At 69.8% G+C, this 24,884-nt stretch carries 26 protein-coding genes; 6 read left to right on the forward strand and 20 right to left on the reverse strand.

Features of this window, described 5'->3' with window-relative positions; all coding sequences use genetic code 11:
- Positions 1 to 266: 266 nt before the first annotated feature.
- Genes gatB through gatC form a run of 4 tightly spaced genes read right to left on the reverse strand, consistent with a single transcriptional unit; the run spans position 267 to position 3,812 of the window.
- Positions 267 to 1,772, reverse strand: a complete 1,506-nt coding sequence (gene gatB, locus QFW96_RS08340) for an Asp-tRNA(Asn)/Glu-tRNA(Gln) amidotransferase subunit GatB (RefSeq protein ID WP_281454971.1) — start codon at positions 1,770 to 1,772, stop codon at positions 267 to 269.
- Entirely contained in the window at positions 1,769 to 1,966 is a 198-nt protein-coding gene (locus tag QFW96_RS08345; protein ID WP_093413503.1) for a hypothetical protein, read from the reverse strand. The genes gatB and QFW96_RS08345 overlap by 4 nt, the downstream gene beginning before the upstream one ends.
- A gap of 35 nt (positions 1,967 to 2,001) precedes the next feature.
- Positions 2,002 to 3,513: an Asp-tRNA(Asn)/Glu-tRNA(Gln) amidotransferase subunit GatA gene (gene gatA / locus QFW96_RS08350; RefSeq protein ID WP_281454972.1), complete on the reverse strand. Its 1,512-nt coding sequence runs from the start codon at positions 3,511 to 3,513 to the stop codon at positions 2,002 to 2,004.
- Positions 3,513 to 3,812, reverse strand: coding sequence for an Asp-tRNA(Asn)/Glu-tRNA(Gln) amidotransferase subunit GatC (gene gatC, locus QFW96_RS08355; protein ID WP_093413507.1), 300 nt, complete (start codon positions 3,810 to 3,812; stop codon positions 3,513 to 3,515). The genes gatA and gatC overlap by 1 nt, the downstream gene beginning before the upstream one ends.
- 284 nt (positions 3,813 to 4,096) lie before the next feature.
- On the opposite strand from gatC, the gene QFW96_RS08360 reads away from it, so the two are divergent.
- Positions 4,097 to 4,750 (forward strand): ACT domain-containing protein, encoded by a 654-nt coding sequence (locus QFW96_RS08360; RefSeq protein ID WP_281455173.1) that lies wholly within the window; start codon positions 4,097 to 4,099, stop codon positions 4,748 to 4,750.
- Positions 4,751 to 4,928: 178 nt separating this feature from the next.
- On the opposite strand, the gene QFW96_RS08365 is transcribed toward QFW96_RS08360, so the two are convergent.
- The 7 genes from QFW96_RS08365 to QFW96_RS08395 form a co-directional block, all read right to left on the reverse strand.
- On the reverse strand, positions 4,929 to 5,408 hold the full coding sequence (locus QFW96_RS08365) for a GNAT family N-acetyltransferase (RefSeq protein WP_281454973.1): 480 nt from the start codon (positions 5,406 to 5,408) through the stop codon (positions 4,929 to 4,931).
- A gap of 34 nt (positions 5,409 to 5,442) precedes the next feature.
- On the reverse strand, positions 5,443 to 7,614 hold the full coding sequence (gene ligA / locus QFW96_RS08370; protein ID WP_425524729.1) for an NAD-dependent DNA ligase LigA: 2,172 nt from the start codon (positions 7,612 to 7,614) through the stop codon (positions 5,443 to 5,445).
- A 43-nt stretch (positions 7,615 to 7,657) separates the two neighbouring features.
- Positions 7,658 to 8,359: a hypothetical protein gene (locus QFW96_RS08375; protein ID WP_281454974.1), complete on the reverse strand. Its 702-nt coding sequence runs from the start codon at positions 8,357 to 8,359 to the stop codon at positions 7,658 to 7,660.
- 50 nt (positions 8,360 to 8,409) lie between these two features.
- Positions 8,410 to 9,396 (reverse strand): DUF6461 domain-containing protein, encoded by a 987-nt coding sequence (locus QFW96_RS08380; protein WP_281454975.1) that lies wholly within the window; start codon positions 9,394 to 9,396, stop codon positions 8,410 to 8,412.
- 180 nt (positions 9,397 to 9,576) lie between these two features.
- Positions 9,577 to 10,608 (reverse strand): methionine synthase, encoded by a 1,032-nt coding sequence (locus tag QFW96_RS08385; RefSeq protein ID WP_281454976.1) that lies wholly within the window; start codon positions 10,606 to 10,608, stop codon positions 9,577 to 9,579.
- A 55-nt stretch (positions 10,609 to 10,663) separates the two neighbouring features.
- Positions 10,664 to 12,193, reverse strand: a complete 1,530-nt coding sequence (locus tag QFW96_RS08390) for a fatty acyl-CoA synthetase (RefSeq protein ID WP_281454977.1) — start codon at positions 12,191 to 12,193, stop codon at positions 10,664 to 10,666.
- A gap of 161 nt (positions 12,194 to 12,354) precedes the next feature.
- On the reverse strand, positions 12,355 to 12,882 hold the full coding sequence (locus tag QFW96_RS08395) for a TetR/AcrR family transcriptional regulator (protein WP_281454978.1): 528 nt from the start codon (positions 12,880 to 12,882) through the stop codon (positions 12,355 to 12,357).
- 87 nt (positions 12,883 to 12,969) lie between these two features.
- Between QFW96_RS08395 and QFW96_RS08400 the strand changes: the two genes are divergently transcribed.
- The gene (locus QFW96_RS08400; protein ID WP_281454979.1) at positions 12,970 to 14,187 is read left to right on the forward strand and encodes an FAD-dependent monooxygenase; all 1,218 of its coding nucleotides are present in this window, start codon (positions 12,970 to 12,972) and stop codon (positions 14,185 to 14,187) included.
- On the opposite strand, the gene QFW96_RS08405 is transcribed toward QFW96_RS08400, so the two are convergent.
- Complete coding sequence (locus QFW96_RS08405; RefSeq protein WP_281454980.1) at positions 14,150 to 14,350, reverse strand: DUF397 domain-containing protein; 201 nt, start codon at positions 14,348 to 14,350, stop codon at positions 14,150 to 14,152. The genes QFW96_RS08400 and QFW96_RS08405 overlap by 38 nt on opposite strands.
- Entirely contained in the window at positions 14,290 to 15,201 is a 912-nt protein-coding gene (locus QFW96_RS08410) for a helix-turn-helix domain-containing protein (protein ID WP_343231365.1), read from the reverse strand. Before QFW96_RS08410 ends, QFW96_RS08405 begins: the two co-directional genes overlap by 61 nt.
- Before the next feature lie 99 nt (positions 15,202 to 15,300).
- Here QFW96_RS08410 and QFW96_RS08415 point away from each other — a divergent pair, with 99 nt between their 5' ends.
- Positions 15,301 to 15,513, forward strand: a complete 213-nt coding sequence (locus QFW96_RS08415; protein ID WP_281454981.1) for an HC3 family zinc finger protein — start codon at positions 15,301 to 15,303, stop codon at positions 15,511 to 15,513.
- Complete coding sequence (locus QFW96_RS08420) at positions 15,510 to 15,779, forward strand: hypothetical protein (protein WP_281454982.1); 270 nt, start codon at positions 15,510 to 15,512, stop codon at positions 15,777 to 15,779. Before QFW96_RS08415 ends, QFW96_RS08420 begins: the two co-directional genes overlap by 4 nt.
- Here QFW96_RS08420 and QFW96_RS08425 read toward each other — a convergent pair.
- The 5 genes from QFW96_RS08425 to QFW96_RS08445 form a co-directional block, all read right to left on the reverse strand.
- A complete protein-coding gene (locus QFW96_RS08425) occupies positions 15,776 to 16,549 on the reverse strand; it encodes an alpha/beta fold hydrolase (protein WP_281454983.1) in 774 nt (257 codons plus the stop codon). The two genes, QFW96_RS08420 and QFW96_RS08425, sit on opposite strands and share 4 nt — an antisense overlap.
- Positions 16,550 to 16,606: 57 nt before the next feature.
- Positions 16,607 to 17,695 carry a tRNA 2-thiouridine(34) synthase MnmA gene (gene mnmA, locus QFW96_RS08430; protein ID WP_281454984.1) on the reverse strand — a complete coding sequence of 363 codons (1,089 nt, stop codon included), beginning with the start codon at positions 17,693 to 17,695 and terminating at the stop codon, positions 16,607 to 16,609.
- Positions 17,696 to 17,698: 3 nt separating this feature from the next.
- Positions 17,699 to 18,925, reverse strand: coding sequence for a cysteine desulfurase family protein (locus QFW96_RS08435; protein ID WP_281454985.1), 1,227 nt, complete (start codon positions 18,923 to 18,925; stop codon positions 17,699 to 17,701).
- 349 nt (positions 18,926 to 19,274) lie between these two features.
- Positions 19,275 to 20,099, reverse strand: coding sequence for a lysophospholipid acyltransferase family protein (locus QFW96_RS08440; protein ID WP_281454986.1), 825 nt, complete (start codon positions 20,097 to 20,099; stop codon positions 19,275 to 19,277).
- Positions 20,096 to 20,860 (reverse strand): GNAT family N-acetyltransferase, encoded by a 765-nt coding sequence (locus QFW96_RS08445; protein WP_281454987.1) that lies wholly within the window; start codon positions 20,858 to 20,860, stop codon positions 20,096 to 20,098. Before QFW96_RS08445 ends, QFW96_RS08440 begins: the two co-directional genes overlap by 4 nt.
- Before the next feature lie 447 nt (positions 20,861 to 21,307).
- On the opposite strand from QFW96_RS08445, the gene rnhA reads away from it, so the two are divergent.
- Positions 21,308 to 21,754 carry a ribonuclease HI gene (rnhA, locus tag QFW96_RS08450; RefSeq protein WP_093413535.1) on the forward strand — a complete coding sequence of 149 codons (447 nt, stop codon included), beginning with the start codon at positions 21,308 to 21,310 and terminating at the stop codon, positions 21,752 to 21,754.
- A gap of 57 nt (positions 21,755 to 21,811) precedes the next feature.
- Here the strand turns inward: rnhA and QFW96_RS08455 are convergent, their stop codons facing one another.
- Positions 21,812 to 22,762 (reverse strand): electron transfer flavoprotein subunit alpha/FixB family protein, encoded by a 951-nt coding sequence (locus QFW96_RS08455; protein WP_281454988.1) that lies wholly within the window; start codon positions 22,760 to 22,762, stop codon positions 21,812 to 21,814.
- 30 nt (positions 22,763 to 22,792) lie between these two features.
- Positions 22,793 to 23,575 carry an electron transfer flavoprotein subunit beta/FixA family protein gene (locus QFW96_RS08460; protein ID WP_281454989.1) on the reverse strand — a complete coding sequence of 261 codons (783 nt, stop codon included), beginning with the start codon at positions 23,573 to 23,575 and terminating at the stop codon, positions 22,793 to 22,795.
- A 294-nt stretch (positions 23,576 to 23,869) separates the two neighbouring features.
- On the opposite strand from QFW96_RS08460, the gene QFW96_RS08465 reads away from it, so the two are divergent.
- The gene (locus tag QFW96_RS08465; protein ID WP_281454990.1) at positions 23,870 to 24,718 is read left to right on the forward strand and encodes a DegV family protein; all 849 of its coding nucleotides are present in this window, start codon (positions 23,870 to 23,872) and stop codon (positions 24,716 to 24,718) included.
- Positions 24,719 to 24,884: the final 166 nt, after the last annotated feature.

The following is a 24,884-nucleotide window of genomic DNA, read 5'->3' on the forward strand; positions in this document are numbered from 1 at the left end:
CGATCCCCACCCCGGAGAACGCGCAGTTTTCATGAAAACTGCACTCCACACGGGACGGGACAGTTTTCATGAAAACCTCACCCCCGTGAGGAACCGAGACCCCGAGGGAACCTTCGTCACTTGAGGGAGGGGGAAGTTTTCATGAAAACTTCGTCTCCCCCGGTGTGAGGAGGTTTTCATGAAAACTGTCCCTCCCCAAAAAGGCCCCGAGACGACGAGGAGCCCCCGGCTTCAAGCCGGGGGCTCTTCGGGGACGTGCGGGTGGGTTACTGGCCGCAGGCCTTGAGGACGAGTTCGCGGACTCGCTTGGCGTCGGCCTGGCCCTTGGTGGCCTTCATGACCGAGCCGACCACCGCACCGGCGGCCTGGACCTTGCCGCCGCGGATCTTCTCCGCGATGTCCGGCTGCGCCGCCAGCGCCTCGTCGATCGCCTTCTGCAGCGCCGAGTCGTCCGAGACGACCTCCAGACCGCGGGCGGCGACGACCTCGTCCGGCTCGCCCTCGCCGTCGAGGACGCCGTCGACGACCTGGCGGGCCAGCTTGTTGGTCAGCTTGCCCTCGCCGACCAGCGCCGCGACCCGGGCCACCTGCTTCGGCGTGATCGCCAGGTCGGCGAGCTCGACACCGCGGGTGTTGGCCTGCTGCGACAGGTACGCCACCCACCAGGAGCGGGCGTCGCCCGGCGCGGCACCGGCCTCGACGGTCTCGGCGATCAGCTCCAGCGCCCCGGCGTTGACCAGGTCGCGCAGCTCCTCGTCGGACAGGCCCCACTCCTCCTGGGCGCGCTTGCGGCGCTCCCACGGCAGCTCGGGCAGCGTCTTGGAGAGCTCGTCGACCCACTCGCGCGACGGCGCGATCGGAACCAGGTCCGGCTCCGGGAAGTACCGGTAGTCCTCCGAGGTCTCCTTCGGCCGACCGGCCGAGGTGGACCCGCTGGACTCGTCGAAGTGCCGCGTCTCCTGCAGGATCGACCCGCCGGAGGTCAGCACCGCCGCGTGCCGCTGCATCTCGTAGCGCACCGCGCGCTCGACGCTGCGCAGCGAGTTGACGTTCTTGGTCTCGGTGCGCGTGCCGAACTCGGTGGTGCCCTTGGGCATCAGCGAGACGTTCGCGTCGCAGCGCAGCGAGCCCTGGTCCATGCGCACGTCGGAGACGTTCAGCGCCCGCAGCAGGTCGCGCAGCGCGGCCACGTAGGCGCGGGCGACCTCGGGGGCGCGCTCACCGGCACCGGTGATCGGCTTGGTGACGATCTCGATCAGCGGCACGCCGGCCCGGTTGTAGTCCAGCAGCGAGTAGTCGGCGCCGTGGATGCGACCGGTGGCACCGCCCATGTGCAGCGACTTGCCGGTGTCCTCCTCCATGTGCGCCCGCTCGATGTCGACGCGGAAGGTCTCGCCGTCGTCGAGCACCACGTCGAGGTGACCGTCGAAGACGATCGGCTCGTCGTACTGCGAGGTCTGGAAGTTCTTCGGCATGTCCGGGTAGAAGTAGTTCTTCCGGGCGAACCGGCACCACTCGGCGACCTGGCAGTTCAGCGCCAGGCCGATCCGGATCGCGGCCTCGACGGCCTTGCCGTTGACCGCGGGCAGCGCACCCGGCAGGCCCAGGCACACCGGGCAGACCTGGGTGTTGGGCTCGGCGCCGAACGCGTTGGCGCAGCCGCAGAACATCTTGGTCTTGGTGGAGAGCTCGACGTGGACCTCGAGGCCCAGCACCGGGTCGAACCGGGCCAGGACCTCGTCGTAGTCCATGATCTCGGCGACGGCGGTCACTCCTCGTCACTCCCCTTGCGCAGCGCGCGCACCGCCAGAGCGGTACCCGTGATCAGACCGAGCGCCGTGATGATGACGTCGGCCAGTTCGAGCTTGTCGTTGTTCTCGCGGGCCGCCTTGTAGCTGGCCTTCAGCCCGAAGGCCGCCGAGACCACGGAAGCGAGCTGGAACGCGGCCTTCAACTTCGGGTTCACCTTGCGACCTCCTGCATCGGTGGCGTGGGAGCGACTCATACCGCCGCCTCCAGCTTCGGGACACGGTTGATCAGCGGACCGCCCTGCTCGGCGTCGCGGGCGACCTCGTAGGCCGCGCCGACCCGGTAGAGCCGGTCGTCGGCCATCGCCGGGGCCATGATCTGCAGACCCACCGGCAGACCGTCCTCATCGGACAGACCGCAGGGCAGGCTCATGGCGGCGTTGCCCGCCAGGTTCGACGGGATCGTGCACAGGTCGGCGAGGTACATCGCCATCGGGTCGTCGACCCGCTCGCCGATCTTGAACGCGGTGGTCGGGGTGGTGGGCGAGACCAGCACGTCGACCTGCTCGAACGCGGCGGTGAAGTCGCGGGTGATCAGCGTCCGCACCTTCTGCGCCTGGCCGTAGTAGGCGTCGTAGTAGCCCGAGGACAGCGCGTAGGTGCCGAGCATGATGCGGCGCTTGACCTCGGGGCCGAAGCCGGCCTCGCGGGTCATCGACATGACCTGCTCGGCGCTGTGCTCGCCGTCGTCGCCGACGCGCAGGCCGTAGCGCATCGAGTCGAAGCGGGCCAGGTTCGACGAGCACTCGCTCGGCGCGATCAGGTAGTAGGCGCCCAGCGCGTAGTCGAAGTGCGGGCAGGAGACCTCGACGACCTCGGCGCCCAGCTTCGACAGCTGCGCGACGGCGGCGTCGAACGCCCGCTGCACGCCCGGCTGGTAGCCGTCGCCGGAGAACTCGCGGACCACGCCGATCTTCACGCCGGTCAGGTCACCGCTGGCGCCCTGCTTGGCGGCCTCGACGACCTGCGGCACCGGCTGGTCGATGGAGGTGGAGTCCATCGGGTCGTGCCCGGCGATGACCTCGTGCAGCAGCGCCGCGTCCAGCACCGTCCGCGCGCACGGGCCCGGCTGGTCCAGCGACGAGGAGAACGCCACCAGGCCGTAGCGGGACACCCCGCCGTAGGTGGGCTTGACGCCCACGGTGCCGGTCACCGCGCCCGGCTGGCGGATGGAGCCGCCGGTGTCGGTGCCGATGGCCAGGGGTGCCTCGAACGCGGCCAGCGCCGCCGAGGAACCGCCGCCCGAACCGCCCGGGATGCGGTCGGTGTCCCACGGGTTGCGGGTCGGGCCGTAGGCGGAGTTCTCGGTGGACGAGCCCATCGCGAACTCGTCCATGTTGGTCTTGCCCAGCACGACCACACCGGCCTCGCGCAACTTGCGCGTCACCGTCGAGTCGTACGGCGCCATCCAGCCCTCGAGCATCTTGGAGCCGACGGTGGTGGGCATGTCGGTGGTGGTCAGCACGTCCTTGAGCGCCAGCGGCACACCGGCCAGCGGCGAGGCCGCCTTGCCCGCGGCCCGGTCCTCGTCGGCCTGGCGGGCGGCGGCGAGGGCGCCCTCGGCGTCGACGTGCAGGAACGCGTGGACCAGCGGGTCCACGGCGGCGATGCGGTCCAGGTGCGCCTGCGTCACCTCGACCGACGTGACCTCCCCTGCCGCCAGCTTGGCGGCCAGCTCGGACGCGGTCAGCCCGGTCAGGCTCATCAGGCCTCCTCAGTCAGGATGCGGGGAACGCGGAAGCGGTCCTCTTCGGCCGCGGGCGCCGCGGCGAGCGCCTGCTCGCGCGTCAGCCCGGGGCGGACCTCGTCCTCGCGGAAAACGTTGGTCACCGGCACGGCGTGCGACGTCGGTGGGATGTCGTCCGCAGCGACCTGCCCCACCTTCGCCACCGCGTCGAGGATCTGGTCGAGCTGGCCTGCGAAGGTGTCGAGCTCGGCCTCGGTGACGGCCAGCCGCGCCAGGCCGGCGAGGTGTGCGACCTCGTCGCGGGAGATCTTGGACACTGCGAAGGCTCCCTGGTCATGTCCGGTTTACGAGTACGTCCCAGTCTATGGCGGCCACGCTGCCAGACCGGGCAGGGGTCGTGCCTGGCGAGGCGCGCCCGGGAACTTTCCGGAATCCCCTGGTCGTTCTACACAGCGGACGGCTGTAGCAAGATGACTACGCGGCGTCTGACACAATTTCTCCGCGGTTGTCCTCGCACGAGCTGCCGCGCAAGCGGACGAGCACGCGAAGGAAACGCGCGGCCGGCGAGGTGTCGCGCACGAAACTGGAGGCGTTGAGTCCGGTGTCCTTCCTCATCCGGGTGCAGATACCGGACCGACCCGGCAATCTCGGGTCGGTGGCGAGCGCGCTCGGCGAGATCGGTGCCGACATCCTCAGCGTCGACGTGGTCGAACGCATCGGCGGCACGGCCATCGACGACCTCGTGGTGGAGCTGCCCTCGGGGCGCCCGCCGGACGTGCTGATCACCGCCGCGGAGTCCATCGACGGCGTCGAGGTCGACGCCGTCCGCCCCTACGCGGGCGTGCTTGACACGCACCGCGAGCTGGAGCTCGTCGAGGAGATCGCCGCCGAGCCCGGCCGCGGCCTGCAGATCTTCGCCGAAGGCGTCCCGAAGATCATCCGATCGGGTTGGGCGATCGTGTTCGGGCACCGCTCCGGCGGCGCCGAGCAGCTCGCCGCGAGCACCTCCGCGCCGCAGGAGGGCTACCTCGAACTCCCGTGGCTGCCGCTGCCGCGCGCCACGATCCTCGACGGCGACGAGACCTGGGTGCCGGAGACCTGGCAGGAGCTGGGCACGGAGCTCGCCGCCACCCCCATCGGCAAGCCCGATCGCGTGCTGCTCGCCGGACGCCCCGGCGGCCCCATGTTCCGCGCAGCGGAACTCGCGCGCCTCGCCCACCTCGCGGGCATCGTCTCCGTCGTCCTCGACGGCTGACCCCACCCCGTCTTGCCGGTCACGTCGAGCGCGTACGTCACCTGGTGACGGTTTTAGCCATAATTGACCGGGCAAAAGGGACATTGATCATGGGTGATTATGGCTAAAACTGTCCGCTGCCAACGACCATTGGCACCGTCACGCGCCCCCGAGAACCGCTGAGCACGCGGCTCGGCGCTCAGAGGTCGAGGCTGTGGCCGAGGAGGCGGACGCCCTCGGTGGGGCTCCAGTCGCGCTCGGGCATCCGCTGGAACCCCATCCGCTCGTAGAGCCGACGCGGCCGGTGCGCGGTCTCCGACACGCACAGCACGACACGCCCGACCCCTTCGGCCCGTGCCCGGTCCAGGACCGCCTCGACGAGCTCCCGGCCCACACCCCGGCAGCCGGAGGACGGATCGACCGCGAGCATCCGGAACTCCATCTCCCCGGGCAGCGCGATCTCCGAGTACGAATCACCTGGACGGATCACGGTCACCGTGCCCACCGGACGGCCCTCGTCGAGGGCGACCAGCAGTTCGGCGTTGGCTGCGCGGTCGGCGGCGTCGCGCAGCACCGGCAGGTAGTAGTCGGGCGCGTTGCCCGCGTCCGCGTAGGCCTTGGCCGAGATCTCCCCGATCGTCTCGTACTCCACCGGCAGGGCGGCTCGAATCGTTGCCATGGCACCGATCCTGCCACCCCGCACAGCGGTGTCCTCACTCCTCCGGCGGCAGCGCCCGCTCGGTGGCGGCCTCCGGGCCCTGCTGCAGCAGCACGGTGAACCCGTCCTCGTCGAGCACCGGCACCTTCAGCTGCATCGCCTTGTCGTACTTCGACCCCGGCGAGTCGCCGACCACGACGAACGCGGTCTTCTTCGACACCGAACCGGCCGCCCGGCCACCCCGAGCCATGATCGACTCCTTGGCCTCGTCCCGCGAGTACTGCTGCAGCGTGCCGGTGACCACGATCGACATGCCCTCCAACGTCCGGGGGATCGACTCGTCGCGCTCGTCGGCCATCCGCACCCCGGCCTCGCGCCACTTGCGCACGATCTCGCGGTGCCACTCCACGGCGAACCACTCGCGCACGGCGGTGGCGATCGTCGGACCGACCCCGTCGGTGTTGGCGATCTCCTCCTCGGTGGCTTCCTCGATGCGTTCCAGCGTCACGAACTCCCGCGCCAGCGCCTGCGCCGCCGTCGGCCCGACGTGCCGGATCGACAGCCCCACCAGCACCCGCCACAGCGGCTTCTGCTTGGCCTCCTCCAGGTTCGCCAGCAACTTCGCGCCGTTGGCCGAGAGGTTGCCCTCCTTGGTGGTGTAGAGCGGGGTCTTGAGCAGCTTCGCCTCGTCGAGGTCGAACAGGTCGCCCTCGTCGCCGAGCACACCGGCGCTCAGCAGCGCGGAAGCCCCTTCGTAGCCGAGCGCGTCGATGTCGAGGACCTTGCGGCTGGCCAGGTAGAACAGCCGTTCCCGCTGCTGACCGGGGCAGCCCTGGGAGTTCGGGCAGCGCAGGTCGACGTCGCCCTCCTTCTGCTGCGCCAGCCGGGCCCCGCACTCGGGGCAGGCCTCGGGCATGACGAACTCGCGCTCGTCGCCGGTGCGCACGTCGGCGACCGGGCCCAGCACCTCGGGGATGACGTCACCGGCCTTGCGGATGACGACGCGGTCGCCGATGAGCACGCCCTTGCGCCGCACCTCGTCGGCGTTGTGCAGGGTCGCCATCGACACCGTCGACCCGGCGACCTTGACCGGCGCCATCACCGCGTACGGCGTGACCCGGCCGGTGCGGCCGACGTTGACCTCGATGTTGAGCAGCTTCGTGGTGGCCTGCTCCGGTGGGTACTTGTAGGCGATGGCCCAGCGCGGCGCGCGGGAGGTGGCGCCGAGCCTGCGCTGCAGCGGCACCTCGTCGACCTTGATGACGATGCCGTCGATCTCGTGCTCGGCGGAGTCGCGGTTCTTGCCCCAGTGCTGGATGTGGCCGATCAGTTCATCCACAGTGGACAGAACGACGGTGTGCCGGGACACCGGCAGCCCCCACGCCTTCAGCGCCGCGTAGGACTCCGACTGCCGCTCCGGCTCGAAACCCTCGCGCCTGCCCAGTCCGTGGCAGATCAGCCGCAGCGGGCGGGACCGGCTCACCCGCGGGTCCTTCTGCCGCAGCGACCCGGCCGCGGCGTTGCGCGGGTTGGCGAAGGGTTCCTTGCCCGCGTCGACCAGCTTGGCGTTGAGCTCGGCGAACTCGTCGACCCGGAAGAAGATCTCGCCGCGCACCTCCACCAGCTCCGGCACCGGGTACTCGTCGGTGCCGGACAGCTGCTCCGGCACGTCGCCCATGGTGCGCACGTTGAGCGTGACGTCCTCACCGGTGCGGCCGTCACCGCGGGTCAGCGCCCGCTCCAGGTGCCCGTCGCGGTAGAGCAGGTTGACCGCCAGGCCGTCGATCTTGAGCTCGCACAGGTAGTGCGCGTCGCCGCCGACCTCGCGCTCCACCCGCTCGACCCACGCCCGCAGCTCCTCGGAGTCGAAGGCGTTGTCCAGGCTGAGCATCCGCTCCAGGTGCGCCACCGGGGTGAACGCGGTGGAGAAGGTGCCGCCGACGACCTGCGTGGGCGAGTCGTGCGCCTGCAGCGCCGGGTGCTCGGCCTCCATCCGCTGCAGACGCGTGAACAGCTCGTCGAACTCGCCGTCGGAGATCGTCGGCGAGTCCAGCACGTAGTAGCGGAACTGGTGGCCGCGAACCTCCTCGGCCAGTTCCGCGTACTGTTCGCGCACGTCGGGCGGCACGTCCTCGACGCCTTCGGCCGCACCGTGGGCGGCGGGGTCGGCGGGCACGCCCTCGGCGTCCTCGCTGGGATTGAGCTCGTCAACGTCCTTGCTGGTCACGCCCCGAGACTAGCGACCGGCACCGACACGAGCACGCAGCGGCTCAGCGCGCGTTGCGGTCCAGCTCGCGCACCAGCTCGCGCAGTTCGAGCAGGCCGATGGACCCTTCCGGCTCGGCCTCGGCGGTTTCGACCCGCCCCAGCCGGTCGGCGGCCAGCCGCTCACCGAGCGTGGCGTCCAGCGGCAGGAACGTCAGGGCCCGCCGCGCGTTCTCGTCGAGCGCGCCGAAGCCCGGGTGGTAGACGGCGACGTCGACCAGGCCCTCGGACTCGTCGACCTGCGCGACCACCCGCACCTGCTCCAACGGGTACTTCTCGCCGCGCAGGTTGACGGTGACCTGCGTCGGGTCCGGGACGGCCGGGACCGAGTCGTGGTACTCCCACAGCGTGTCGGCGGCGGGCGCGGCCGCCATCCACGCATCGGTGTAGGGACGCAGCCCGGGATCGGCCTGGCTGCTGATGACGAGCGCGAACGCGGCCTTCTCGCCGTGCTCGATGCTGAAGGTCAGGTCCGGGTGGACGCCGACGACCGCGTCGGCGACGAGGTTCTCGATGCGCTGGGGTTCGCTGTCGCCGAGCGCCGAGGCGATCTCGGGCAGGTTGTCGTCCCACCACGACCAGAACGCCGCCGCCCGCTCCGCCGCTTCGGCGGCCACGTCGGTCTCGGCCGACCCTCCCTCGGCCGCCCCTCCCTCGACCGACGGGGCGGGGGCTTCGGCATCACGGCGGCGCAGGAACCTGAACATGCGAACCATTGTGCCGTTCGGCCGAGCTCAGCGTGGCGGGACGAGAGAACTCACGGCAGCTCGTCCCGCACGAGGGCGGTGATGGCCCCCGGCTCGACACCGCGCACCGCCGTCACGCCGGTGAGCACGCCGGACAGTGCGTGGCGGGAGTCCTCGTGCATGATCTGCCGGATGACCTGCATGGCGTGCAGCCGGTTGCGGCTGACGAGAGCGGGCCGCTCCCAGATCCCGCTCCACACGAGTTCGCGCAGGGTCTGGTCGACTTCCGCGCACGGCGGCCGGTTCCCGGCGAGGATGTGCTGCACGACCGGGAGGTCGAGGCATTCGGCGGTGGTGGCGACGTAGCGCGCCAGCGACCGCAGCACCCGTCGCTGGTCCCGCTCGCCGGCCGCGCGCAGCGCGGTCAGCATCTCCGCCGGGTAGCCGTCGAGGTCGCCCAGCGGTTGCGACACCAGGTCGTCGGGCCAGGGCGCGACCGGGTAGGTGCAGAACTCTCCGGTCAGCCACTCCTCGCTGGGGACCTCACCGGTGATCCGCCCGGCCAGCGCCAGCATCAGCTGCACCGGGGACCCGTCCGACCAGGGGAGGTGTTCGCGGTGCTCCTCCAGCCCGTCGGGTTCGGCGCCCTCCCGGTACTCGGGGAGCACGGCCTCGAAGGACGTCTGGACGACGCCGTCGACGGCGTGCACGAACCGCGTGCGCACGTCCTCGTCCCAGTAGCAGGAGACCGCTTCGGGACGCGCGACGCGCCGCAGCACTTCGGGCCGGACGCCCTGCCCTCCGCTGTCCTCGACCACCAGGGTCCACTCCCCGACCGTCCGCAGCGCGATCATCGGGTGCTTCTCCTGGTAGGCGAAGGCCTCTTCGCAGAACTCGTCGATGTCCAGTGACCGGCCGTGCGACGTGACCGCACCGAACGACGCGGCCACCCGACCCAGGTCGCTGTCGCGGACCAGGGTCAGGCACGCCGCGTCCTGGATCGTGCTCCGCCCGATCCAGGCGACGCGGTCAAGCTCGCTGACGCAATGACTCCCCACAGGGCTCTTCCTACCAGCGCAAAGGTCAGACCACGGGCATTTCCGCAAAACATTCGGACAACGAGCCCACATCAACCGGTCCAAACGGACGCGCCGAACGTCGCTCCACAGTGGACTTCGGTTCGCCGGGAACCCCTGTTCGCCCAGCGATTCCCCGCCAGCACCGAGTGAGACCGGAGATCAGGATTCGGCTTCGTCGGCGAAGAGCTTGGCGAGGTCGTTGGTCAGGGAGATCGCGCGGCGGGCCCAGGCCGGGGACGCCCCGGCGAGACCGCAGGTGGGGGTGGGGACGGCTCGTTCGGCGAGGGTCTTCTTGCCGAAGCCGAGGCGCGTCGCGAGGTCGAACGCCGGTTGCGCGATGTCGCGCAGCTCCGCCTGCCCCGCGGGGTCGACGCTGGGGACGAGCCCGAGGAACAGCGTCGTGCCCTCCTCCCACGCCTCGCCGAGCTCGTCGGCGAAGCGGCCCGTGACCTCGCCCAGACCGGAGGCGTCCAGCGAGATCGCACCGGCCCCGGCCCGGCGCAGCAACTCCACCGGCGGGCGCTTGGCGCAGCAGTGCACGACGACGGGTTCCCCCGTCGCCGACCCGATCTCGTCGATCACCTCGCCGAGCAGCCGCTGCACGTCCGGCTCCGGCACGGCCGCGACGTTGCCGTACCCGGACGGCGTGGGCAGCGCACCCTTGAGCACGGCGGGCAGCGACGGCTCGTCCAGCTGCACCAGCACACGCGAACCGGTGCCCGCGGCGACCTGCCCGACGTGCCCGAGGAGACCTTCGGTGAGCGACTCGGTGAAGTCCCGCAGCGCGCCGTGATCGGTGAGCACCCGATGTCCGCGCGCCAGCTCGATCCCGGCCGCCAGCGTCCACGGCCCGGCGGCCTGCACCTTCACGACCTTCGGCGCACCGGCCTCGGTGACGGCCTGCTCCAACGCGTCGAGGTCCCAGCGCAGCAGGTCCACGGCCCGCCGGTGATCCATCCCGGGCGAGCTCGCCACGCGATACCCCGACGGCACGACCTCGACCGCCAGGTCGACCAGCAGCCCCGCGGTCCGGCCGAGGATGTCGGCCCCGACCCCGCGCGCGGGCAGCTCGGGCACCGGCATCAGCTCCGGCAGTTCCCCGACCGCGGTCCGCGCCGCCTCCACCGGATCGGTCCCGGGAAGCGACCCGACGGCGGTGGCCACACCCGGACCCCAAGCAGCATCAGTCACGAGTCCCATTATCGACCGCCGCACCTCGCTGCCCCGCTCGGGTGATCCCGGCGGTTCACGCCAGTTCGTCGCGGAGGACTCGTTTGAGGAGTTTTCCGGAACTGTTGCGAGGGAGGTCGTCGACGAAGCGGATCTGCTTGGGGATCTTGAACCCGGCCAGCGCGTTTCGGGCGTGGTCGAGGAGTTCCTGCTCGGTGATCTCGGCCTTGGTGACGACGACGGCCGCGATCCGCTCGATCCACTTCGGGTCCGGGACCGCGATGACGGCGACCTCCGCGACCGCCGGGTGCGTGTAGAGGGCGTCCTCGACCTCGCGGGAGGCGACCAGCACGCCCCCGGTGTTGATCACGTCCTTGATCCGGTCGACGACGAAGCAGTACCCGGCTTCGTCGCGTCGCACCAGGTCACCGGAGTGGAACCAGCCGCCGCGGAAGACCTCCTCGGTCTCCTCCGGCTTGTCCCAGTACCCCGTGCACAGCTGCGGCGAGCGGTAGACGATCTCGCCGAGCTCGCCCGGCGCGACCTCCTCGCCCTGGTCGTCGACGACCTTGGCCTCCACGAACAGCACCGGCCGACCGGCCGAGTCCGGCCGCTCGTCGTGCTCCTCCGGTCGCAGCACGGTCGCCAGCGGCGCGATCTCGGACTGCCCGAAGCAGTTGTAGAAACCCAGTTCCGGGAGCTGCTCGCGGAGTCGCCGCAGCACGGGACCGGGCATGATCGACGCCCCGTAGTAGGCCTTGCGCAGGGACTTCAGGTCGCGGGTCGCGAACTCCGCGTGGTTGGCAAGCGCCACCCACACCGTCGGCGCCGCGAAGAAGGACGTCACCTTCTCGCTCTCGACGCGGCGCAGGATGTCGGCCGGATCGGGCACTTCGACGAGGAGGTTGCGCGCCCCGATCATCAGGTGCGGCAGCAGGAACACGTGCATCTGCGCCGAGTGGTACAGCGGCATCACGTGCAGCGGCAGGTCGCCCTCGTCGAAGTCCAGCGCCTGCAGGCACGAAACGTACTCGTGCAGCAGCGCCCGGTGCGTCATCATCGCGCCCTTCGGCAGCGACGTCGTGCCCGAGGTGTAGAGCAGCTGCACCAGATCGTCATCGGCGACCTCGACGTCGATGGCAGGAACGTTCCCCTCAACGCTGCGCGACAGCAAGGATCCCTTCGCGTCGCGCAGCGGGATGACCTGCTGCAGGGAACTTTCCTCCCGCACCTCGTCGACGTTGCCGGCCAACGCGGGATCGACCAGCGCGAGGGAACTTCCCGACTGCGCGAGGAGGTAGGAGAGTTCCCCTCCGGTCAGGTTGTAGTTGATCGGCACGTGCACCAAGCCCGCCCTGGCACAGGCCAGGAAACCGATCAGGTAGGCGTCGGAGTTCTTGCCGTAGGCCGCGATCCGATCGCCCTTGACCGCCCCGGCCTCCAGCAGGAACCCGGCGGCCCGGCTGACCGCGGCGTCGAGCTCGGCGTAGCTCCAGACCCGCTCGTGACCACCGGAATCGACGAACCGCAGCGCCTCCCGATCGCCCACGCGCGCAGCGCTCCGCCGCACCACGTCCGCGACCGCACTCCCCCGAAGCTCCACCATCAGTCCTCCCACGCCATCGTGTGAGGCCAGACACTAACCCGGCAAACCGGTCGGCACTAGACGCCGGCGAGCTCGGACGGCCACACCTCCTCGCCGGGGCACGCCACTGTCGGAAATCACCGGAGGCAGCCGTGGCGCTTCCGTTCAGGAGCAGCGGCGAATCAGCTGGCCAGGGCTGCTCGGGCGGCTGCGAGGGCGGCGTCGCGGAAGTCGTCGGTGGGGGCGTCGGTCATGGCGCAGTCCTGGAGCCCGCCGACGGCGACGGTGGCCTTGGCGATCTCGGCCGGTGAGGCATCGGTTCCCACCAGCAGCGCGTAGACGCGGTCCCGCCAGGACAGGAGCTGCTCCACGACGTCCAGCTGGGCCAGCGCTCCGGCGTCGCGCACGATGAACTCGAAGATCTTCCGGTGCCGCAGCACGATCTCGAAGTAGTCCGCGAGGAACCGTCCCGCGTCGAGGGGCTCGGCCTCGCGTTCGGCCAGCAGGACCTCGACGTCGTCGACGAAGGGCTGCACGATGCCGCGCATCAGGTCGGTCTTCGACGGGAAGTGGTAGTAGAGCGCGGCTTTGGTGATGCCGAGACGTTCCGCGACCTCGCGCAGGCTGGTCTTGTCGTACCCCTGGCGCGCGAACAGCTCGGCGGCGACCTCGCGGATCTCCGATCGCGTGTCGACCCTGGCCCTCGGCATCGGCATCCTCCTCCAGCGGAAAACCCTACTGCTTGCCGACCGGTAAGCTACTTGTCGACCGGTAAGTAAGCGCGCTAGCGTGGGTTCATGGCCAAAACAGTCCTGATCTCGGGTGCGAGCATCGCCGGCCCCGCGCTGGCGTTCTGGCTGGACAAGTGGGGTTTCCGGCCGACCGTGGTGGAGCGGGCGCCGGGGATCCGCGACGGCGGCTACGCCATCGACGTCCGGGGCGCGGCCATCGAGGTGGCCGAGCGGATGGGCATCCTCGACGAGATCCGCGCGGCCCGGACCGGGATGCGCGGGCTGTCCCTGACCCGCGCCGACGGTCGTTCGTTCGCCGACATCGACATGTCACGGCTGGGCACCGCGGAGGGCGACGTCGAGCTCATGCGCGGCACGCTGGCCAAGCTCATCCACGAACGCACCGACGGCATCGAGCACCTGTTCGGCGATTCGATCGTCGACCTCACCGAGCACCCCGGCGGCGTCCAGGTGACCTTCGAGCACCACCCGCCGCGCGAGTTCGACCTGGTGGTCGGCGCCGACGGACTGCACTCGAACGTCCGGCGACTCGCCTTCGGCCCGGAGGAGAACTTCCGCCGCCACCTCGGCTACCACGTGTCGATCTTCAGCACGGACAACATCCTCGGCCTGGACCGCTGGACTGCGCTGTTCAACGAACCCGGCCGGATGGCGGGCTCCTATCGCGCGCAGACCGATCGAGGCGCGAAGGGGATCCTTTCGTTCGCCTCACCGGAGTTGGCTTTCGACCCGCGCGACGTGGCGAGTCAGCTCGCCCTGCTCGACGATGCCTTCAGCGGGATGGGAGGAATCGTCCCGCAGCTGCTCAACGCCGCCCGGGAAGCACCGGACTTCTACTTCGACTCGGTCGCGCAGATCCACCTCGACCGCTGGTCACGCGGCCGCGCCGTGCTGCTCGGCGACGCGGGGTACTGCCCGTCACCGCTGTCCGGCCAGGGATCGAGCCTCGCACTGGTGGGCGCCTACGTGCTGGCCGCCGAACTCCGCGACAGCGAGGGGAACCACTCGCTCGCCTTCGACCGCTACGAGAACCGGATGCGCGACTTCGTGCGCCAGAACCAGAAACTCGCCCCCGACGGCGCCAAGATCCTCATCCCGAAAACCCGAGCGTCCCTGCACCTCCGCAACGGACTCCTCCGCCTCGCACCCCACCTCCCGAAGAGCATCACCGTCCTGCAGCAGACCCAAACAGCGGCCAACGCAATCGATCTGCCGCCGGAAGACGTCAGCGGTCGAAGCGATCCGACTTCACGGCATCGATGAACAATCGCCACTGCCGCGAGGATGCGGTGAAGTACCCGGCGCCGACGTTCTTCGAATCCCGGACCGCAGCACCGGAATCGACCGCGCCGACCTCTACGCAGCTCACCTGGTGCCCGGAGTGACTGGATTTTCGCCATCCGACTGGTAACGCTCGATTCTGCATGTCCCCTCCAGCTCATCGGAGATCGTGGCGATCAACCTCGCTGAGGTTTCTTCATCCATCGCCACCTCCTGAAGGGTATCGACCGCACGTCGGTACGCAGCTACTTCTTTGGCATGCAAGAACGCTCCAGACGCGAAGTGCTCCAGGTGAACGATCGGATCGCCCTTGGGGAACTCGAAGAGGATGAACGCACCAGCATGCGCCGGATGCCACCGCTCGGAAACAGCAGGCAGAACGATGATCGTCACGTTCGGAAGTTCTGCCGCCTTGAGCAGGTGACGGAGCTGGTCGACCATGACCTCCGCTCCACCGATCCGCTGTCGCAGCGCGACTTCCGAGACGATCGCAACAAGGTTGGGAGCACCCTTGCGGTTGAGGATCGCTGCCCTCCCTACGCGCAACGCCACGCGCGCTTCGAGGTCCGCACCTGGAACCTCGCCCATGATGGCCCGCGCGTAGTCGGCCGTCTGAAGAAGTCCTGGGACGATGTTCGTCTCGACATCGACGATTCGTGTGGCGATGCGTTCGAACTCGATGACGGTCATCAACTCGCGCCGCAGACCGTTCACTCCGGTTTCCAACCAGTTCGACTGCTCCGCACCACGCGCCAGCTCGACGAGCTCCGAGTACCTCTGCCCTGCCACCCCGAGCGTTGCGAGCAGCTGTGCGGCGTCCTCGGGACGTGGCGAGCGCGTCCCGGTTTCATACCGTGAAATCGATACATGGCTGACGCCGATGCGTGCGGCGAGTTCGTGCTGCGTCAAACCGGCCTCAATCCGACATTCTCGGAGTTCCGCACCGAGCGCCCGAGCCTTTGGCGTGTGCTCTGATTTTCCAACCACGAAAATCACAGTAGCCCTCTGACCTGCAGAATTAATCCCTCCATCGGGTAATTGATCACCGCTGTGTACCGACGGGAGACTCTTACCGGTAAATCTGAAAGGAGTCCGATGTATCCGTTCCACTGGGTGCCGTGCGAGGGGCGGCGGCACGCGAGTCTCGACGAGCACCCGCACGGTCGCTCGTACCCGACCGGGACCGAGGTCACGACGTTGTGCGGGCAGGAGTTGACCGCGGAGAACAGCGAGTTCGGCTGGTTCTGGGACACCTGCCCGACCTGCTACCGGGAAGCGCTTCGCCTGGCGGGGATTCCGGCGCGATGACCAAGCAGTCCACGGCGCTGGCCGTGCGCCTCCGCCAAGCCCAGTGGCTCCTCGACGAACTCGCCTTCGACGCCGGCTCCGACCGCCTCGACGCCCACCAGATCGCCGAAGCCGTCGTCACCCTCTCCCAGCTCAACGCCCTGCTCAGCGGCGTTCACGCCACCATCGTCAGCGGGGTGGGTGGCGAAGTTTTCATGAAAACTTCCACCATCACCGAAACCGCCTGCGAATCACGGAAACGATCCGAGGTGGCCGACGACCACTAGCTTCGCCAGAAGCCGCGCAGCTTGTCGTTGACCACGTCCGCGCGCTGGCTGTGCGGCCAGTGCGAAGCACCGGGAACACGCAGCAGCTCGGCACCGATCCGCTGCGCCGTGACGCGGGCGCACTCCATGATCGGTTCGCCACCGTTGTCCCGGTAGGCCTGCGGCGCGACGTCCCAGGTTCCCGTGATCACCAAGGCCGGTTTCACCCGGGACAAGTCCTCAACCGGAATGGGAGCTTCCCACGTCGGCAGCTCGTTGAGGGCCGTGCGCGTGGCGCGGACGAGCTCCGGAGTGGCGTCCGGCGCCGGGAAACCGACGGATTCGTAGTTGAGCCGCACCAGATCTTCGTCCGGGATCTCAGCGGGCACCGCGGCGAGCGCGGCGCGGTTGCGTCGAATCGCCTCGGCCACGACCGGCACGTCGGCGGCAACCTGGAAGCAGGCGGGCTCGATCAGGGTCAGCGACCGCACCGCTTCCGGGTTGCGCAGCGCGGCGAGCATCGCGACCACGCCGCCCGACGAATGCCCGAGCAGATGGGCTCCCTCACCCAACAGCTCGGCGATGTCCTCGGCGTCGCGGCGGTAGTCGCTGCGGTCGACGTCCGGGCTGCCGCCGTAGCCGCGACGGTCCGGCAGCACCAGCCGGAACTCGTCGGCCAGCTCGCGTTGCGCGCCGAACCCGAAGGCGCGTTGCCCTGCTTCGGTCCCGGACCCGTGCACCAGCACGACTCGGTCCCCTTCACCGACCTCGGCCACATGAAGCACACCCATGCGTGAAGGGTGGCACGATCCCGTCGGGGGCGTGGACTTCGTCGGGAAACTCGCCCATCAACGGGTCGACGAGATGATCCCGCTGCCGAGGACGAGGTCTCCGGCTTCGTCCGGGCGGTAGAGGACGACCGCCTGGCCCGGGGCGACGCCCTGGAGCTCCTGGCGGAGCTGGATCTTGAGGTGCTCGCCGTCGAACTCGGCGACCGCGTCGGCCGTGCCGCCGTGGGCGCGGACCTGGACGACGCACTCGGTCGGGCCGTCGAGCGGCTGCTCCGACGGCCAGATCGGGCGCTTCGCGTCGATCTCGGTGACCGCCAGGCGATCGCGGGAACCGACCTTCACCGTGCCCGAAACCGGTTCCAGGGACAGCACGTAGCGCGGTTTCCCGTCCAGGGCGGGGGCGTCGATCCCGAGGCCCTTGCGCTGGCCGATCGTGAAGCCGTGCACGCCGGTGTGCTCGCCGAGCACCGCACCGGTCTCCTCGTCGACCAGCTGACCGGGGGTCTGGCCGAGCTTGTTCTCCAGGAAGCTCTTGGTGTCGCCGTCCGGGATGAAGCAGATGTCGTGGCTGTCGGGCTTCTTGGCGACCGCCAGGTCCTGCTCGGCGGCCTCCTCGCGGACCTCGGACTTCAGGGACCCGCCCAGCGGGAACATCGAGTGCCGCAGCTGCTCGGAGGTCAGCGACGCCAGCACGTACGACTGGTCCTTGCCCTCGTCACGGCTGCGGCGCAGCTCCGGAACACCGTCCACCGTGGACAGGCGGGCGTAGTGGCCGGTGCAGACCGCGTCGAAGCCCAGGGCCATCGCCTTCTCCAGCAACGCCTCGAACTTGATCTTCTCGTTGCAGGTCAGGCACGGGTTCGGGGTGCGGCCGGCCGCGTACTCGCCGACGAAGGTCTCGATGACCTCCTCGGTGAAGCGCTCGGCGAAGTCCCACACGTAGAACGGGATTCCCAGCAGGTCAGCGGCACGACGCGCGTCGTGCGAGTCCTCGATCGTGCAGCACCCGCGCGCACCCGTGCGCAACGTCCCCGGCTTGGCCGACAGCGCCAGGTGCACCCCGACCACGTCGTGACCTGCGGCGACCGCCCGGGCCGCCGCGACCGCGGAGTCCACTCCACCGCTCATGGCCGCCAGCACTCGCACGACTCACACCTCCGTGGCGGCCGCGGCCGCCGAAGATCGGCGCAGCCCGGCCAGCCCGGCGCTGCGCGCTCGTTGCACCACCGGCCCGATGGCCTCGGTCAGTGCCTGTACATCGGCCGCGGTCGAGCTGTGCCCCAGGGAGAAGCGCAGCGACCCGCGCGCGGCCTTCGGATCGGCCCCCATCGCCAGCAGCACGTGGCTGGGCTCGGACACGCCCGCCGTGCACGCCGATCCGGTGGAGCACTCGATGCCCTTGGCGTCCAGCAGCATCAGCAGGCTGTCGCCCTCGCAGCCGGGGAACGTGAAGTGCGCGTTGCCCGGCAGCCGCGACGGCCCACCCGCGATGATCCCGTCCCCGGGATCGCCGTTGACCACCACGTCCGGCACCGCCGCCCGGACCCCGCTGATCAGCTCGTCGCGCAGCTTCGTCAGCTGCGGCGCGTGCGACTCGCGCTCGGCGACCGCTTCGCGCACCGCCGCGGCCAGCCCCAGCACGCTCGGGGTGTCCAGCGTCCCGGACCGCACCTCGCGCTCCTGCCCGCCGCCGTGCAGCACCGGAGTGCACTTGACGTCGCGGGACAGCAGCAGCACACCGGCGCCGTAGGGACCGCCGACCTTGTGGCCGGTCATCGTCAGCGCCGAGGCGCCCGAGGCCGCGAAGTCCACCGGCAGCGTCTCCACCGCCTGCACCGCGTCGGTGTGCAGGGGGATGCCGTGCCGGTCGGCGATGGCGGCGAGCTCGGCGATGTCGTTGACCGTGCCGACCTCGTTGTTCGCCCACATCACCGTCGCCAGCGCCACATCGTCATCGCTGGTCAGGGCCGCCTCGAAGACCTCGGGGGTGATCCGGCCGAGCGCGTCGGCCTCCAGCCAGGTGACCTCGGCGCCCTCGTGCTCGGCCAGCCACTCCACGGCGTCGAGGACCGCGTGGTGCTCGACCGTGGCGGCCAGGATCCGACGGCGCGCCGGGTCGGCCGCGCGGCGCGCCCAGAAGATGCCCTTGACCGCGAGGTTGTCGCTCTCGGTGCCCCCGGCCGTGAACAGCACCTCCGAGGGCCGCGCGCCCAAGGCGTCGGCGATGTCCTCGCGGGACTCCTCGACCTGCCGCCGCGCCTGCCGACCCGAGGTGTGCAGGGACGAGGCGTTGCCGATCCGGGTCAACGCCTCGCTCATCGCGGCCACCGCTGCGGGCCGCATCGGGGTCGTAGCGGCGTGGTCGAGGTAAGTCATCGCTCATCCAGGGTAATGCAAGCCGCCCGCCACCTCCCCCGAGGTCCGACAGAAGACGCAGGTCAGACCGGTTCGACCCGCCCCGGCCGGACCAGCATCACACGCCACCACCAGCGCACCCGGCCTCCGACCGACCACCCGGGGGCCTGCGGGGCGGGGCGGTCCTCATGAGAATTCCCCACCCCCGACCCCCGACCAGCAGCACCCATCCGACCCCGTCCGATCCTCGCAACCCGGCCGACGAAGCCCCGGCGTCGAAAACCGCGGTTTTCGTCGATCGAAAACCGCGGTTGCTGACGTCGAGGCCGACCCCGTGTCATCGCCGGGGCAGTACGGATCGGTGCGTGGGTCAGGCGGCGAGGGCTTCGGCGGGCGCGGCGTGGGTGCGGCGTGCGCCGGTGGCTCCCGTGATCGCCTCCTGGGCCTGCCGGGCGAGGGTCTTGCGGTCGGTGCCGGTGAGCTCCGGCAGGACCACGACCTCCACCACCAGGTCGCGCATGCGCGCCACCGAGAACACCGAGTCCGCCAGGCTCGCGTCGCCCAGGAACGCCGCCGCGGTCGTCAACTTCCCGCGACCGTCGCGGAAGCGGACCGCGACCGGCTGCATCCGGGCACCCGCGTCCAGAGCCGCCTGGAACACCGCGGGACGGAAAGTCCCACCGGCAGCACCGCACCACGTGGTCCCTTCCGGGAACGTTCCGATCACCGAACCGGCCCGCAGCTCGTCAGCGATCGTGGCCACCGCGCCCGGCAAGGCCGACAACCGGTCGCGGTCGATGTACACCGTCCCGATCCGCCCGGCCAGAGAACCCAGCACCGGCCACGACCGGACCTCGACCTTCGCCAGCATCTTCATCGGGGTGAGCACCTGAAGGGCCACCACATCCAGCCACGAGACGTGGTTGCACACCACGAGCCCGCCACCGGGCGTCAAGGTGCCGTCGACCTCCAGGCGGATGCCCAGCCCCCGCAACAACATCCGGAACCACCGGGGCACCGCGCGCTGCCGCAGCGCGGACGGCAGCGCCAGCACCATCGCGCTGCCGATCAGCAGCAACCCGACGGTGATCCCGATGCGCAAGGCCAGCCGCAGCCGGCCGACCTCGGTGCCGGGGTCGCGCGGCGGGAGGCACTCCGGCCCGCACGGCGACTCCGGCATCCACGAGTGGTTCATGCCGCCTCTCCGAGGAAGAACCGCATGTATCTCTGATCGGCGCGTTCGAGGTCGACCAGCACGAAGAAGTCCGCCACCCCGAAGTCCGGGTCGTGCGCGGGCGGGCCGCACACCTCCGCACCCAGGCGCAGGTAGCCGCGCAGCAGCGGCGGGATCGTGGAGCGCTCGTCGCGCTCACCCGGCTCCCACGGCTGGTGCGGGTGCACGCGCCGCTCCTCGGGCGCGTAGTGCTTCTGCGACACCGTCCGCCACACGTGCGCGGCCTGCACACCACCGTCGTCCAGCGGCACCGAGGCGCAGCCGGCGAGCATGGTGTGCCCGTGCAGCAGCATGTAGCGGGCGATTCCCGTCCACACCAGACTCACCACGGCACCGTTGCGGTGATCCGGGTGCACGCACGAGCGGCCCGTCTCCACCAGGGAGGGGCGCAGCGGGTCGAGGGCGGAGAGGTCGAATTCGGTTTCCGAGTAGAGCATTCCGGCGGAGGCGGCGCGGTCGGGCGGCAGCATCCGGTAGGTGCCGACCACCTCGCCGCTGCGGTCCTCCCGCACGATCAGGTGGTCGCAGTGGTCGTCGAAGGAGTCCTGGTCGACGCCGAGCTCCCCGCCCTTGACCGTGGCGCCCATCTCCTCCGCGAACACCCGGTGGCGCAGGCGTTGTGCGGCGTGGACCTCATCGGCGTCACGAGCGACGAGAAGCGAGTAGTGGGCGTCGGCCGCCGCGTTCGGTGCGGCGCTGGCCAGCAGCTGCGTCTCGGACATGTCCCAGGTGTATCGCCGCGCGCCGAACGCCCAACACACCAGCGGATGACACGGAGCCGGAACTTTCGGTGAATGCCAGGTGCGTGCCAGCCCATCCGACCCCTCGATGCCGCCCATCGCAGCACGTCGGAGGGGACGCCCACCCTTCCCATCGGGCCTCGACCCGATGTTGATCTTACCCGCCGGCACGCCCTACGCGCCGCTGGTCCCCCACTTCCGGGAGCCGGGGAACTTTCGTGCCAGTCACCGACGTGAGCACGGGAACTTTCCTGTCACCCAGCCGATCGCCGACCTGCGCGCGGGAACCCCCTGTCACCGATCCGGCCGCCGAAGTGAGCATGGGAACCTTCCTGCCACCACACCCCGCAGCAGCGCCGGAGTGAGGAAGGGAACCTTCCTCGCACGGCGCTGCCCGATCATCCCGGGGACGGCGGCTAGATTCAGCGCATGCAGACCGAGCGCGTCGAACTCTTCACCGATGGCGCATGCAGCGGGAACCCCGGCCCGGGCGGCTGGGGCGTGGTGCTGCGCTATGGCGATCACGAGCGGGAGCTCTACGGGAAAGACCCGACCACGACCAACAACAAGATGGAGCTGATGGCCGTGATCGAGGGGCTGGCCGCCCTCACCCGGCCGATCCCGGTGGTGCGCGTCTACACCGACAGCACCTACGTGCTCAAGGGCATCACCGAGTGGATGCGCGGCTGGAAGCGCAACGGCTGGATGACATCGGCGAAGAAGCCGGTCAAGAACGCCGATCTGTGGCAGCGGCTGGACGCGGAGTGCTCCCGTCACGGCGAGGTCCAGTGGGAGTGGGTGAAGGGCCACGCCGGTCACCCGGAGAACGAACGCGCCGACAAGCTCGCCTGCCAGGGGCGCGACGAAGCGCGCTGAACTGAGAACGGGCCGCGCTCCGGTGGAGCGCGGCCCGTTCTCGTTGCGTGAAGGGGATCAGCCCTTGCGCTTGGTGACCTCGTCGGTCAGCTGCGGCGCGACCTTGAACAGGTCGCCCACGACGCCGTAGTCGGCGATCTCGAAGATCGGCGCCTCCGGGTCCTTGTTCACCGCGACGATCGTCTTCGACGTCTGCATGCCAGCCCGGTGCTGGATCGCACCGGAGATGCCCAGCGCGATGTAGAGCTGCGGCGAGACCGTCTTACCGGTCTGACCGACCTGGAACTGGTGCGGGTAGTAGCCGGAGTCGACCGCGGCACGCGAGGCACCCACGGCGGCACCCAGCGTGTCGGCCAGCTTCTCCACGACCTCGAACTGCTCGGCCGAACCGACACCGCGACCACCGGAGACCACGATGCTGGCCTCGGTGAGCTCGGGGCGGTCGCCGGCCTCGGCCGGCTGCCGACCGGTGATCTTGGCACCGGAGGAGGCCGGAACCTCGACCTGCTCGACCGCCGCGGCACCCGAAGCCTGCTCGGCCTCGATGGAACCGGGCAGCACGGTGATCACCGGGGTGCCCTTGGTGACCTTCGCCTTGGCGTCGTAGGTGCCACCGAACAGCGAGTGCGACGCCACGCCCTCACCGTCGACGTCCACGACCTCCGACAGCAGACCCGCCTCCAGGCGGATCGCCAGACGACCGGCGATCTCCTTGCCGTCGACCGACGCCGGAACCAGCACCGCCGCCGGGGACGCCGAACCGGCCAGCTTGGCCAGCACGTCGACCTGCGGGGTCACCAGGAACTCGGCGGCCTCGGCGGACTCGGCCGCGTAGACCTTCGCCGCGCCATAGGAACCCAGCGCCTCGGACAGCTTGCCCGCGGTGCCCGGCTCGCCGACCACGACGGCCGACGGCTCGCCGATGCGACGCGCGGCGGTCAGCAGCTCGTAGGTGACCTTTTTGACCTCGCCGTCCACGTGATCGACGAGGACCAGAACCTCAGCCATGAATTTGCCTCCTCGAAAACCGTGAACGACTCAGAGCAGCTTCTCGCCGGCCAGGAACTCGGCGACGCCAACGCCGCCTTCGCCCTCGTCGGTGACCTTCACACCGCCGGACTTCGGCGGCTTCGGAGCGGACTCGACGACCTGGGAGCCGGCGTTGGCCAGACCCACCTCGGAGGCGTCGATCCCCGCGTCGGCCAGCGACAGCGCGCTCACCGGCTTCTTCTTCGCGGCCATGATGCCCTTGAACGACGGGTACCGCGGCTCGTTGATCTTCTCCGTCACGCTCACCACAGCCGGCAGACCCGACTCGACGGTCAGGATGCCCGCGTCGGTCTCGCGCTCGACCTTCACCGACGATCCATCGGTCTCGACCTTGCGCGCGAAGGTCAGCTGCGGCCAGCCGAGCACCTCGGCGACCATGGCCGGCACCGCACCGGAGCGACCGTCGGTCGCCTCGTTGCCGGCGATGACCAGGTCGACACCCTCAACGGTGCCGATGACCTTCGCCAGCGCCTTGGCGGTGGCGGGCGCGTCGGTGCCGTGCAGCGCCTCGTCGGCGAGGTGCACCGCCTTGTCCGCGCCCATCGACAGCGCCTTGCGGATGGCATCCGTGGCGCGATCCGGGCCCATGCACACGACGGTCACTTCGCCGCCCTGAGCCTCCTTGATCAACAGCGCCTCCTCCACGGCGCGCTCGTTGATCTCATCCAACACGGCGTCCGCTGCTTCACGGTCCAACGTGTGATCCGCAGCAGACAGCTTCCGTTCGGAATACGTGTCGGGCACCTGCTTAACCAGGACGACGATGTTCATGGGCCCTCTTCGACCTCCTGCGGACTCAACTGACGCTCGCTGGTCCTCCAGCGGCTCTGCTTGTGGACCCGGCGCGTTCCGTCCGGGTTAGGTTGACCTTGCCATGCCCCCAGCGGGAAAGCACAGTGATGCCAACCACCAAGGATGTTACTTGCCAGTAGCCCGGGTGCAACCAGGTCCCACCCGTGACAGTACTCACCCTCCCCCGACGAAGATGATCGACCTTCGCAAAAGCGGGAACGGGTCATCCGGAAAGTATGTGAACGAACCTTACGTATTAGTAGCCTTGCCGCCATGAGAAGACGCGTCGCCATCGTGACCGATTCGACGGCTTCCGTTCCGCTCGACGTGGCCGACCGGCTGGGAATCTCCATCGTGCAGTTGGAGCTGACGGTCGGTGCTGAACAGAACGACGAGCGACGGGTGCTGCACCCCCAGATGGCCGAGGCAATGCGAAACAACGTCCCGGTCTCCACCAACCCTCCCCCTCCTCCCGCCTTCTACTGGAATTACGCCGATGCCGCGGCATCGGGAGTCGAAGCGATCATTTCGATCCACATTTCCGAGGGAATGTCCCAAACGTGCCAATCCGCGCGCATCGCCGCGGCCGAGATCGGCGTGCCGGTCTACGTCGTGGACGCGCGCCTGACCGGGCTGAGCCTCGGATTCCCGGTGATCGCCGCGGCCGAGGCCGCCGCGGCCGGCGCCACGCCGCACGGCGTGATGAACGTCCTGGAGCACCGGCTGCGCAGCACCACGCAGCTGCTCTACGTCGACACCCTCGAATACCTGCAGCGCAGCGGCCGGATCGGCCGCGCTCAGGCGTGGGTCGGCCAAGCGCTGTCGATCAAACCGGTGCTGATCATGAAGGACGGCGTGATCGACCAGCTGGCCAAGGGCATCGGCGAGGAGCGCGCGCTGCGCAAGGCCATCGCCACCGCCGTGGAGCGGGCCGGCCGAGGCCCGGTCGACGTGGGCGTGGAGCACTTCGAGGCCGCCGACCGCGCCAAGGAGGTCCTCGACGCGCTCTGCTCGCGGCTGCCGCAGGTGCGCCGGGTCACGCTGGAGGAGACCAGCGCGATCATCGGAGCGCACACGGGCCCGGGAGCGCTCGGCATCGCGGTCTCGCCCGCCAACCCCTGAGGCGCTCGCCCCGCCGCGAAGTCCGGTGCGGGGACCGGACTCGCCTCGGCGACGCAGCGACCACCGAAGAGCGAATTCCTTTCACGAGACGACCTTTTCGCTCGCCGTCTCGCAGTTTCGCCTGTTTTTCCCTTGCTCTTCCACCCTTTTGAGTGGTGCGAACGCG

It is taken from the genome of Saccharopolyspora ipomoeae (genome assembly GCF_029952525.1).
GTDB lineage: Bacteria > Actinomycetota > Actinomycetes > Mycobacteriales > Pseudonocardiaceae > Saccharopolyspora > Saccharopolyspora ipomoeae.